The sequence below is a fragment of the Pseudomonas sp. PDM24 genome (assembly GCF_019218905.1).
GTDB lineage: Bacteria > Pseudomonadota > Gammaproteobacteria > Pseudomonadales > Pseudomonadaceae > Aquipseudomonas.
Map to the genome: position 1 here is coordinate 134,142 of NZ_JAHUWR010000002.1, position 12,232 is coordinate 146,373.

Consider the following 12,232-nt stretch of genomic DNA (forward strand, 5'->3'; position numbering starts at 1 on the left):
TAGGAGCGAGGCTTGCCCGCGAAGAATCCAACTCGGTCTAACGACTAGCCGAGGGCGGTTTTCTCCAGGTGTTGCAGGATGATCGGGTACACATCGAGCACCGCATTCTTGCCGAACATGCAGTCGATATGCCCGTAACCCGGCACTACATGTCGGCTGTAGCGCTCCGGTCCATGGGCTTTGCACACGCGCTCATAGGTCTTGAGCGTGCTTTCCGGCAGGTAGCACTGGTTGTCTTCGCCGCTGATGAAACAGATCGGCATGGTCAGCCGGTCGAAGTGCGGCATGTAGGCGTCCTGGCCCTTGAAGTCCACCAGATGGCCTTTGCGCAGGATCAGCGCCAAGTGCTCGAAGGTCTGCATGTTCGATTCGCCGAACAGCTCATGCAGGTTGTCATGCAGGGTGTCGTTGAGCGTGTCGTGGCGGTACAGCGACGCGTACATGAAGGTGATGCGATGGCATACCGGGTTGGTGCAGTAGCCCTGAGCCTCGATGCGGGCGTAGCCGTTGAGGGCCTTGTCGTAGAGTTTGTTGAACCAGCTCTCCTTGTTGTCGGCATACGCGGTGAGGGATTTGATGCCGATGGCGTCGAGCATCCCCGGAAGGTGCAGGCCGGCCTTGAGCCCGGTTGCCGTGGCGACCACCGTATCCGCGGCGATCTGCGAACACACCACCGAACGCACGCCCTGCAACCCGGCCAGCAACGACATGAAGAAAGTCGTCGCGCCGTAGCAATGCACCACACATTGCACGTCCGCCGCCTTGGTCGCCTGCTGAATCTGCGCGATGGCAGCCTTGAAGTCGTACTGTGCAATCTGGTCGCCGTTCCATTCCTTCTTGCTTGCAGGCAACAGAATGCTCACCCGCAAATCCAGCAGCCAGACGTCGTACTCGTGCTTGCACAAGAACTCCAGCAGGTTGGTCTGGATGGTGTCGGTGGAGAAAATATTCGAGCCCACGCCCAAGCCATGCACCAGCATCACCGGCCCTTTGCTGCCACCCTGATAGCGGGTCAGGCGTAGCTGTACGTTGTCTTCGGTCTGGAAGAACTGCACGCTCGGGATCGGTGCATCCAATGGGCGTTTCTGCCGCGCAGGTGCATCGGGGTTGAAGTAGATGTCGCCGGCGAACACCCCACCGTAGCTCTCCCACAAGATGCCGGCGAAGAACTTGCCGAACCGCGCCAGACCGTCGATGCGCTCGCGTTCGTTGCGCGCGTTGAGCACCTTCATGGTGGTCATCTGCTTGGCGAAATCGGCTGGATGGATGCGCATCACCCCCGAACCCAGCACTTCACCGGTCTTGTCCGACCCACGATACAGCGTCACGTAGAGGGTGCTGGTGTCGTGCCAGACGTTCAGCACGCCATTGTCTTCGGGCACGGTCTTGAACGCGCTGAAGTAATAATCGCTGCCGTCCTCGGCGGTCAGTTTCATGTCGTAATTCATGTGCCGCACGCCGACCTGTTCCTGATATTCCTCGAACAGGTTGAACACGCCATTGCTGGCGGTCAGCGGTTCCGGCGACAGACCCGGCGCATTGAGCGTACCAACCAGCGTCGCAGCGTGTTCCGGCTCCTTGATCATGCGGTTGAGGTCGTTGGCGGTGATGGTCAGGGTGAACTCGATCGGCGAGTTCTCCGACTCGCCACGTTTGGCCGCCGCTTCGTAGAGTTTGAGATCAGTGCCTTGAGGCTGAGTGAAGTCCTTGGAGAAATAGCCCTTCATGGTTTCGGTGAACTGCACGCCGAGGGTCGGCGGCGCCACCTGTTTGCGCGGTGCCGAGGGCAGCGTGTAGTCGATGTGCCAACCGCGATCGGCCGCCAGCAGGCCCATGTTGCGCTCGCTCACGGCGGAGATGGTCAGCAGCGGATTGACCGCCAGGGAGGTCGGAATCACCGCGCCGTCGGTCACGTACAACCCGGCATAGACATTGGTGCCACTGGCGCTGCTGAATACCTGGCCCTTGTGGTTGACCACGCCCTGCTCCGCGTCCTCGCCCATCACGCAACCGCCCAGCGGGTGGACGGAAACGATGCTGTGTTTGAGCAACTCGGTCCAGATCGGGTTCTCCACCCAGATCCCGCCCAACGCCTTGGTGCTCTGGTGCAGCCGATCGTTGCCAATCTTCACGTTTTCCTGATCGCCGACGCCCGGCCAGTCGATGCGCAGCTGATCCTTGCTGTCGAGCACCATGCGACCCTTGCCGTCGTCGTGGCTCATGATCAGGTAGGTCTGCATGTTGTGCAGGGCGCCGTGATACGGGCCGCGCAGGAAGCTTTCGGTTTCGCGCTCCGCGTACTTGAGCTTGCCGGTGAAACTGTCGTCGGTGGGCTTGCCGATCAACCCGGCGAAAGCGGCCATGCTCGGCACCATCGGCCGGCCTAGCGCGCCGGGGATCGAGCCTTCTTCGATGACCATGCGGCTGCGCCAGTCGCCTTCGGTGCGCAGGTCGATGATCGAGGTGATGCACGGGCCGACCGGTTTCATTTCACTGGCCGGATGCGCACCGAAACCGATGCCGTTGATCGCTTGGTCGCAGTTGTGGCCGAAACCGAGAATGTCACCGTTGCCGCTCATGTTCTCGCCAAGCTGATTGGACGTCGACAAGCCTTTGTCCCGAGAGCGCAGGAGGATTTCGGTGGAGCCCAGGGTGCCCGCCGACACCACAACAATGTCAGCTTTGACGAACAGCGTCGGTGCCGAGAACTTCTCGCGGCCACTGTCCAGGTATTGGAAGTGCACGATCCAGCCATCGCCATCGGCGTCGCGCTCCAGGTGCCGCACCTCGGCCTGGCAGAAAATTTCCGCGCCGTGGTTCCAGGCGTCCGGCAGGTAATTCATCAGCGTGGTGTTCTTGGCCTTGTTGTTACAGCCCGACACGCAGTCGCCGCAGTGGTTGCACGGCAGCTGCTCGACGCCGACGTGGTTGAGATTGTTCGGCAGTTTGTCGAAGGTCACGTTGATCGGCGGCTTGTAGAAATGCGCCCCCTGCTTGAGGTAGTCCGCAGATTTTTTGTTGGCTTCCAGTTTCGGCAGCACCGGCGAGGTGCTTGGGTAGGGATTGGGCTTGAGCATCTCCCGAGCCCGGGCGTACCCATCCTTGAGCAGCGTGTCGCGGTGTTCACGTACCGCCAGCGGCCAGCGTGGATCGTCGAACACACCAGGTTCCGGTTCCAGCGCAACGTTGGCGTTGATCAGCGACGTGCCGCCCAGGCCGCAACCGACCACCACGTTCTGCTGGGCGTTGACGTGCAGGTCGAACAACCCGGTGCGCGAACCGATGTGCCCATCCGGGTCGTGGACTTGCAGCTCTTCGGTGGCCGCCAGCATCGTATTGGGGTATTCGCCGGGCTGGATTTCCCGGCCCCGCTCCAGCAGGCACACCCGCTTGCCGGCCCGGGACAGGCGCGACGCCGCGATCCCGCCGCCGTAGCCGGAGCCGATGACGATCACGTCGTAGTGTTCCTTGATGTCGCTGATGGGCGTGGCGATCCGTGTCATGGGTCATTTCCTCTCAGGCAGATGGGCAACTCTGTGGTTGCCTGCAATCGATAGACGAACAAACGCCTGGTCACCGGGCACGGTCGGGCCTCAATGGCAGCGACGTCAGGGTATGGGGAAAGGCTTCAGGCGCTATAGGCGAGCGCGCTGATTGGTGGCGCGACGGTGAATCCGTTTACGCAGCAAGGTGGCGGGTGTCGGTACACAGGTCACGCAAGGGTTTGGGTGCGAGCGATGTGGCTGGTTATCCATCACGCGTTCTCCCTGAACCAGATGTGGATAAGTGACGGCTGTCCTTGTGCCTGAGAGTGAAGACAGGCGACAGATCGAAGTCAAGGAAGTGTCTTAGAACTGTATGAAATCTGATCTATCGCGTTCGGGCCTATACAGACCGTGGCTTGCAGGGTTCAGCGAACAAGTTATCCACATCTCCACCCACAGCTATTGGGGACAACTGTGGACGAGAGCCCAAATTCATTCACAAAAAATGAAGAAAAACCGTGACTTATCCAGAAGCAGGGTTTTATGCAGCCACTGATCATTTTTTGATCAAAAGTCTGCAAGGCACGGTTCATATGACGTGTAGAGGATGGCGAACACCTTATCCACAGAAGCACCAACAGACTTTGGGGGCAACTTTGCAGGCTCTGTGGAAAACCGCTGAAAGCCGTGAGAATTCGGGGTTTGCGGGAGGATTAACGAGGGAAAACGACGAATTGAACATTATTTGATCAACTCACTGAAAGCCACGGTTTATATAGCCTGTGGCGGACAGCGAACATCTTATCCACAGAAGCGCCAACAGAGATTGGGGGCAAGTATCGACGTGTGAGCAACGTTACTCTGTGGAAAAAGCTCGAAAAAACCGTGGGTTAGGCTGGTTGTTTTTTGTACGGAGGGCTGGAGGGCTTGCTGGGTATGGGGTGTAGCGAGGCGCGAACATGTTATCCACAGAAGCGCTAACAGGGATTGTGGGTAACCACAGTGACTTGTTGGTGTGCACACAATCGATGATCGACATAGAACCCGTGTGGGAACGGGCTTGCTCGCGAAGGCTGACTGACATTCAACATCGATGTCGACTGACCCGCCGCATTCGCGAGCAAGCCCGCTCCCACACGAACAGGGCTCAGCCTTAAGGCCGATACATCAAATAAGCCTCACCCGTAACCCGAATCATTGGGTGGGGCGTGATCTGGCAGGTATCGACGATCCGGAAGCCATGACGCTCATAAAACCGCCGGGCGCCAGTGTTCGCCGAGTAGTCGATCAAGCTCAAGCCGTTGAGCCCCAACCGGTTGGCACGGTCGTAGGCGTAGGCGAGGAATTGTTTGCCCAAGCCCTGATTGCGCCAGCCCTCATGCAGGGCCAGGCTCGAAATATAAAGGGTGTCGGGGATTTCCATCGTGGCATACGGCGCCAGGACCGGGTCGGTCACGGGAGCGGCTTGAGGATCGTGGCGCATCGCGTAGCTGTGCAGCATGCCGATGACCTTTCCTTCGGCCTGCGCGATCAGGCAGTTCTGATAGGAGAAATCCACGTCTTCACGGGCGTAACGACTGGCACCGACTTCCAGCAGGTCCTGGCCAGGCTGCGCCAGTTGGCTCCAGATGTAATCCGCCGCACCTTCTGATGAAATCTGGAACAAGCGAGCAATCTCCCGCGCATCCGTGCGCAATGCCGGACGAAATTCAACAGCCATTATTTCCCCATAAACTTCGGTGAGATGATTTTCAGGTTCTGCGTTTCCGGTATTTCACCCGTTCGGGCACGAGCACTCTGTGGGAGCGGGCTTGCTCGCGAAAACGGTGTGTCAGTCAACGATGATGTTGAAGCTGATGACCCCTTCGCGAGCAAGCCCGCTCCCACAGGTTTTGTGTTTGTCCAGGTTTAGCGAACCACGCCTTCTTCAATCAACAACTTGAGAATGGCTTCAGCGCCCGCCTGCGCGGTCACGCCCTTGAGTACTTGCCCGCCTCCGCCACTGGCCTTGGCTGTCGCGGCTTTCATGCGGTCAGCACCGCTCTTGGCCTTGATCACTTTCAAGCGTTTTGGCCGCGGCTTGGCCGGTTGCAGCGTGGCCACCGCCAGCAGTTCATCGTCGATCACTTCGACTTCATCTGCCTGCAACACCCCGCGCCGCGCCGGACCGTAGGCGCTCTGCCGAGGCTTGGGCGCTGCGTTATCCACAGTCGCGAGAAACGGCAAGCGCACTTTCAAGCGCCGACGCTGCCCGCGCGGCAAGGCCTGCAGCACCAGCGCCGAACCGCCGTCGATGGATTCGACCTGCGCCAACCCCACCACCAGCGGCCAACCGAGGCTTTCGGCCAACAGGAACGGCAACATGCCCGAGCCTTCGCCGGTTTCCGCCTGGCTGCCGGTCAGCACCACTTGCGCCCCGGCATCACGCAAATACGCAGTCAATGCTGGCAGCGCGTCAGCACCTTCCGGTTGCTCCAGCACATGCAACTGTTCCAGGCCCATGCCCAGATAAGCGCGCAGCGCAGGCTCCGCGACGTCGCCGGCATGCAGCACTTGCAGGTTATCCCCAGCCAGTTGCAGGCCCAGTTCAACCGCTCGTGCATCCTGCTCGGCGCGGCGTGGCCGGCCGGAGGTCGGGTGGGCGCCGATGGACACCAGGCTGATGATTTTCGTGCTCATAACCCTTTCCTTTCCTTAAGCCGCATCGCGCTTGGCTTCATTGCGGTAAGCCTCTACCGCATCGATCAAGGCTTGAAGAATCTCGGCGCTCTCACCGATCACCGACAGGTCGGCCCGTTTGATCATGTCGCAGCCAGGATCGAGGTTGATCGCCACCACCTTGTCGCAGGCACCGATGCCTTGCAGGTGCTGGATCGCGCCGGAAATGCCCACCGCCACGTAAACCCGTGCCGTCACCCAAGTGCCGGACGCACCGACCTGACGGTCGCGAGCCATGAAACCGTCGTCCACCGCCACTCGCGATGCACCTTCGGTCGCGCCCAACGCCTCGGCCGTCCTGTGGAAAAGTCCCCAGTCCTTGACCCCGTTGCCGCCCGAGAAGATGAACTCCGCTTCGGCCATCGGAATCGCCGCCGGGTCCACCGCCACCGCGCCCAGATCTTCGATCCGCGACAGGCTGCGGGCGACTGCTGTGGATAACTCCACTGGCAAGGCTTCGTGTCGGGTTTCGCTGACCGGTTCGGCGCATTCGGCAGCAGCCAGAATCAAGCGGGCGACCGGACGCGCAAGGTCTTGCAAACCAGCACCGGCGCGGCCGATGCACTCCTGATCCTTGACCTGCCAAACCCGCGTGGCCGGGCGTTCGCCCAGTGCGGCGGCAAAGCGTCGACCCAGTTCGCCACCACCGCTGCGGCTGTCCGGCAGCAACCAGTGACGGGGGCCGAACTGGTTATCCACAGCCCGCAAGCCCTGGACGCGTTGTTCCGGTGCATAACCGCTGAATTCGTCGCCCTCAAGCACCAGCAAGCGATCCACGCCAGCCGTAGCGAAGGCGTTTTCCTTGTGCTCACCGAAGACCACGGCCAGTACCGCGCCGTCCTTGCCGGCCAACTGATGAGCCAGGCCGAGCAAGTCGCGGTCGTGGCTGCTCAAGCGGCCGCCAACCATGTCCGGCACCACGCTGATGTAGAACGCAGGTGCAGCCACTTGATGCAGCGGCAATTGCACTTCAACCGCGGCCGAGCGTTTGGTCGCCCCGCCCTGCTGAGCGCCGCTGCGGTCGATCCGCTTGATGCCGTTGGGGCCGATAAAACCGATCCCGTGAGGGTTCTTGCGGATGACACCGTTAGGTCCCATCCAGCTGTGTTGCGCCGGTTGCATGGCCGCGTGCAGCGGGTGCAGACGGTTGCGGGCGATCCATTCGGCGCGTGGGTCGCGGCGGATAATGTCGCTCATCAATGCACCTCCGCAGGTTCACGTTTGGCCGGTGCCGAAGGCTTTCCCGGCGCGGCGTCTTCGAGCAGCGCATCGGCTACCAGTTCGGCGATGTCCTTGATTAGTGGACGCGGTTCGACCACGCCTTCGAGCATCGCGGTGCACTGTGGGCAACCCACGGCCACCAGTTCGGCGCCGGTTTCGCGGATGTCTTCCATGCGCATGTCGGGGATCCGCTGCTTGCCCGGAATGTCGGTGATCGGTGCACCTCCACCGCCGCCGCAGCAGCGCGAACGGAAACCGGAGCGTTGCATTTCCTTGATCTCGATGCCCAGGGCGCGCAGTACTTCACGCGGTGCCTCGTATTCGCCGTTGTAGCGACCGAGGTAGCACGGGTCGTGATAGGTCACGCTGCTGCCTTTGTGCTGGCCGAGGTTCAGGGCGCCTTCGCCAATGATCTCCGCCATGTAAGTGCTGTGGTGCTGCACGAGGTAGTTGCCGTCGAAGGCGCCGTACTCGTTTTTCAGCACGTGGAAACTGTGCGGGTCGCAGGTGACGATGCGGTTGAAGCTGTACTTGGACAGGGTCTGAATGTTGCGTTTGGCCAACAGTTGGAAGGTCGCTTCGTCGCCCAGACGCCGGGCCACGTCACCGCTGTCGCGCTCTTCAAGCCCCAGCACCGCGAAGTCGACCTTGGCCGCTTTCAGCACTTTGACGAAGGCACGCAAGGTGCGCTGGTTGCGCATGTCGAAGGCACCGTCGCCGACCCAGAACAACACGTCGGTGGATTTCTTCTCGCTGAGCAGGTTCAGGTTCAAATCCGCCGCCCAGTTCATCCTCCCGCCCGGCGCGAAGCCGCCAGGGTTGTCGGTGGCGATCAGGTTTTCCAGGACTTCGGCGCCCTTGTTCGGGGTCGCGCCTTTTTCCAGGGTCAGATGGCGGCGCATGTCGACGATGGCGTCGACGTGCTCGATCATCATCGGGCATTCCTCGACGCAGGCACGGCAAGTGGTGCAGGACCACAGGGTTTCAGCGTCCACCAGACCGTTGACGATTGGTTGATGCGGATTGCCACCGTGTTCGCCAATGGCTTTGCCCGGATAAGGGCTACCAGCAAATTTGGCATCGGTGCCACCGGCCAGGCCAACGACCATGTCCTGAATCAGTTTTTTCGGGTTCAGTGGCTGGCCGGCGGCGAACGCCGGGCACGCGGCTTCGCATTTACCGCACTGCACGCAGGCGTCGAAGCCGAGCAGTTGGTTCCAGGTGAAATCCTTGGGTTTTTCCACGCCCAGTGGCGCGTTCGGGTCATTCAGATCCAGCGGCTTCAAACCGGTGGAACGACCGCCGCCAAAGCGTTCGGCGCGACGGTGCCAGGCCAGGTGCAAGGCACCGGCGAAGGCGTGCTTCATCGGCCCGCCCCAGGTCATGCCGAAGAACAGTTCGCTAACGCCCCACAGCACACCGACGCCGAGGATCGCAGCGACCACCCAGCCACCGAAGTTTTCCGGAAGGATGCCGGCGACCGGCAGGGTCAGCAGGAAGAACGATGCCGAGAACGCCATCAGGCTTTTCGGCAGGCGCATCCACGGGCCTTTGGACAAGCGGGCCGGTGGGTTGCGACGGCGCAGGAACATAAAGATCGCGCCAACAAACATCACCGCCGACATCAGCAGCAGTGCATAACCGAGGATGCGGTTATGCAGGCCAAAACCATGTACCAGAATCGCCAGCACAATGGACGCCACCGCACCACCGGCCGTGGCGACGTGGGTGTTGGCAATGTATTTGTCCCGCGCGACGACGTGGTGCAAATCGACCATGTAGCGTTTGGGCATGGCGAACAGGCCGCCGATCAGGTCGACTTTCGAAGCCCGGCCCTGACGCCACATAGCCACCCGCCGCAACGCGCCCAGGACAGCCAGGCCCAAGGCAGCGAACAACAGGATTGGAAGAAGGGTGTTCAACATGTGGAGCTCCCAAAGACCTCGGGGGTCTTGCAGGCCTAACTACCTGGATGCCTTGCTCGAATCCCTGTAGGAGCGAGGCTTGCCCGCGAAGGCGATGGATCAGCCAACATCAATGTTGAATGTCAGTCGGCCTTCGCGGGCAAGCCTCGCTCCTACAGGTTATCCACAAGCTCTTAGAAATCCTTGCACAACCGCAACGCGTCATAGATCGCCGCGTGGGTGTTGCGCTGGGCCACGCAGTCGCCGATGCGGAACAGCAAGTAACCGTCGCCTGCCTGACTCAATGAAGGTTGCGGCTTGATCGCGAACAGGGCTTCGATGTCCATCTGGCCTTTGTTGCGCGAGCCTTCCTTCAGCGCGTAGTAGATTTCTTCGTCCGGACGCACGCCGTTTTCGACGACGACCTGGTCCACCACCCGCTCCTCTTTGGCGCCGGTGTATTCGTTTTCCAGCACCGCCACCAGCTTGTCGCCTTCGCGGTAGACCTTCTCCAGCATCATGTCGCCGGTCATGATCACTTCTTTCGGGTACATGCTGCGGTAGTAAGTCGGGAACGACGTACCGCCAATCGCCACGCCCGGTTTGATGTCGTCGGTGACGATCTCGACCTGGCTGCCCTTGTCGGCGAGGAAGTCAGCCGTCGACATCCCGGTGAACTCGCAAATGGTGTCATAGACCAGCACGTTCTTGCCCGGCGCAACCTTGCCATCGAGGATGTCCCAGCTGCTGACCACCAGGCCTTCAGCCGCGCCCCAGTGTTCGTTCTGTTCCAGGAACGGATGACCGCCAACGGCGAGCACCACCACGTCTGGACGCAGGTCGAGAATGGTCGCCGCATCCGCCGCCACGCCCAGGCGCAGATCGACTTTCAACCTCGCTAGCTCAAGCTGGAACCAGCGGGTGATACCGGCGATCTGGTCCCGTTGTGGAGCTTTCGACGCGGTAGTGATCTGCCCGCCGATGAATTCTTTCTTCTCGAACAGGGTCACGTCGTGGCCACGTTCGGCCGACACGCGAGCCGCTTCCATCCCGGCAGGACCGGCACCGACCACCACGACTTTGCGCTTCACGCCGGTCGATTTCTCGATGATGTGCGGCACGCCCATGTATTCACGGGAGGTTGCGGCGTTCTGGATGCACAGGACGTCCAGGCCCTGGTACTGACGGTCGATGCAGTAGTTGGCGCCCACGCATTGTTTGATCTGGTCGACCTGGCCCATCTTGATCTTGGCGATCAAATGCGGGTCGGCGATGTGGGCGCGGGTCATGCCGACCATGTCGACGTAGCCGCCTTCCAGAATACGGGTCGCCTGGTTCGGATCCTTGATGTTCTGCGCGTGCAAAACCGGAGCCTTCACCACTTCTTTGATACCGGCGGCCAAATGCAGGAATGGCTCCGGTGGATAACTCATGTTCGGGATAACGTTGGCCAGGGTGTTGTGGGTGTCGCAACCCGAGCCCACGACGCCGATGAAGTCGATCATGCCGGTGTCGTCGTAGTACTTGGCGATCTGCTTCATGTCTTCGTGAGACAAGCCGTCCGGGTGGAATTCGTCACCGCACAGGCGGATGCCGACGCAGAAGTCCGGACCGACTTCCTTGCGCACAGCCTTGATCACTTCCAGGCCGAAACGCATGCGGTTTTCGAAACTGCCGCCCCATTCATCGGTACGCTTGTTGACCCGCGGGCTCCAGAACTGGTCGATCATGTGCTGGTGCACGGCAGACAGCTCGACGCCGTCCAGGCCACCGGCCTTGGCCCGCGCGGCTGCGCTTGCGTAGTTGCCGATTACCCGCCAGATTTCTTCCGGTTCGATGGTTTTGCAGGTCGCGCGGTGCACCGGTTCACGGATGCCCGACGGCGACAACAGGGTTGGCCAATGCTCGCCGTCCCAGCGCGAGCGTCGGCCCATGTGGGTAATCTGGATCATGATCTTGGCGCCATGCTTGTGCATGGCATCGGCCAGGTTCTGGAAGTGCGGAATGATCCGGTCGTCGGCCAGGTTGACCGACTTCCACCAGCCTTGCGGGCTGTCGATGGCCACGCTGGAGGAACCGCCGCAAATCGCCAGGCCGATCCCGCCCTTGGCTTTCTCTTCGTAATACTTGACGTACCGGTCGGTGGTCATGCCGCCGTCGGTGGCGTAGACCTCGGCGTGCGCGGTGCTGAGCACGCGGTTGCGGATGGTCAGTTTGCCGATCTGGATCGGCTGGAACATTGCTTCGAAAGCCATGGCGGGGTCCTCGACTTACAACGGCTTGACGGTGAACAAACCGTCGTCGTGGCCTTCTTCGGAGCCACCGTAGACTTGTTCGGCGACAGTGCGGATCTTGCTGCCGCGAGCGGCCAGGATCTGGTCCATGGCACCGGCGAACCAGCCAGTGAACATGTAGTCGACCTTGCGCCCGACCTTGCCGTACACGTAGACAAATGCGGAGTGTTCGAGCTTGACGCTGGCGGTGCCTTTGTCGAGGTCGATGTCCTGAATCTTGAACAGGCCCCAGCCGCGTTGCGACAGACGCTTCATGTAGTGCTCGAACACTGCAACGCCTTCCAGGCCGTGGCATTCAGCTTCTTTTTCACACCAGTGCCAGGCGGACTTGTAGCCGGCCTTGTAGAGGATTTCAGCGTAGGCGTCGGCGCCCAGCACTTCCTCGATGCCCATGTGGTTGTTGACGAAGAAGTGACGCGGTACGTACAGCATCGGCAGGGCGTCGGAAGTCCAGACACCGGTTTCGCTGTCGACTTCGATTGGTAATTGCGGGGCGATCTTGGCCATGGAAACTTAACTCCAGAAAATTCGTTGTGTGTTTTGCGTAGCAGCTGCCGAGGTACGAGGCTGCGTTGCGTGTCCGTAGGACCGCCCTCGGGGGCCGCTTCGC

Annotated in this window: 7 protein-coding genes; all 7 read right to left on the reverse strand. The window is 60.9% G+C overall.

The window, feature by feature from the left end; all coding sequences use genetic code 11:
• Nucleotides 1-44: 44 nt before the first annotated feature.
• Nucleotides 45-3,503 carry a GMC oxidoreductase gene (locus KW837_RS08470; RefSeq protein ID WP_218395236.1) on the reverse strand — a complete coding sequence of 1,153 codons (3,459 nt, stop codon included), beginning with the start codon at nt 3,501-3,503 and terminating at the stop codon, nt 45-47.
• 1,135 nt (nt 3,504-4,638) lie between these two features.
• Nucleotides 4,639-5,205 (reverse strand): GNAT family N-acetyltransferase, encoded by a 567-nt coding sequence (locus tag KW837_RS08475; protein WP_218395237.1) that lies wholly within the window; start codon nt 5,203-5,205, stop codon nt 4,639-4,641.
• 188 nt (nt 5,206-5,393) lie between these two features.
• Nucleotides 5,394-6,164, reverse strand: coding sequence for an electron transfer flavoprotein subunit beta (locus tag KW837_RS08480; RefSeq protein WP_030128552.1), 771 nt, complete (start codon nt 6,162-6,164; stop codon nt 5,394-5,396).
• A 15-nt stretch (nt 6,165-6,179) separates the two neighbouring features.
• Nucleotides 6,180-7,400 carry an electron transfer flavoprotein subunit alpha/FixB family protein gene (locus KW837_RS08485; protein ID WP_218395238.1) on the reverse strand — a complete coding sequence of 407 codons (1,221 nt, stop codon included), beginning with the start codon at nt 7,398-7,400 and terminating at the stop codon, nt 6,180-6,182.
• Nucleotides 7,400-9,349, reverse strand: a complete 1,950-nt coding sequence (gene dgcB / locus KW837_RS08490; protein ID WP_218395239.1) for a dimethylglycine demethylation protein DgcB — start codon at nt 9,347-9,349, stop codon at nt 7,400-7,402. Before dgcB ends, KW837_RS08485 begins: the two co-directional genes overlap by 1 nt.
• Before the next feature lie 173 nt (nt 9,350-9,522).
• A complete protein-coding gene (gene dgcA, locus KW837_RS08495; RefSeq protein ID WP_008008115.1) occupies nt 9,523-11,583 on the reverse strand; it encodes a dimethylglycine demethylation protein DgcA in 2,061 nt (686 codons plus the stop codon).
• A 15-nt stretch (nt 11,584-11,598) separates the two neighbouring features.
• A complete protein-coding gene (locus tag KW837_RS08500; protein WP_007926354.1) occupies nt 11,599-12,129 on the reverse strand; it encodes a DUF5943 domain-containing protein in 531 nt (176 codons plus the stop codon).
• Nucleotides 12,130-12,232 lie beyond the last annotated feature (103 nt).

What these genes read in the sequence shown, in the direction of transcription:
- dgcB (WP_218395239.1), bottom strand. Translation starts at nt 9,349, where the DNA reads ATGTTGAACACCCTTCTTCCAATCCTGTTGTTCGCTGCCTTGGGCCTG.
- KW837_RS08470 (WP_218395236.1), bottom strand. Translation starts at nt 3,503, where the DNA reads ATGACACGGATCGCCACGCCCATCAGCGACATCAAGGAACACTACGAC.
- KW837_RS08475 (WP_218395237.1), bottom strand. Translation starts at nt 5,205, where the DNA reads ATGGCTGTTGAATTTCGTCCGGCATTGCGCACGGATGCGCGGGAGATT.
- KW837_RS08480 (WP_030128552.1), bottom strand. Translation starts at nt 6,164, where the DNA reads ATGAGCACGAAAATCATCAGCCTGGTGTCCATCGGCGCCCACCCGACC.
- KW837_RS08485 (WP_218395238.1), bottom strand. Translation starts at nt 7,400, where the DNA reads ATGAGCGACATTATCCGCCGCGACCCACGCGCCGAATGGATCGCCCGC.
- KW837_RS08500 (WP_007926354.1), bottom strand. Translation starts at nt 12,129, where the DNA reads ATGGCCAAGATCGCCCCGCAATTACCAATCGAAGTCGACAGCGAAACC.
- dgcA (WP_008008115.1), bottom strand. Translation starts at nt 11,583, where the DNA reads ATGGCTTTCGAAGCAATGTTCCAGCCGATCCAGATCGGCAAACTGACC.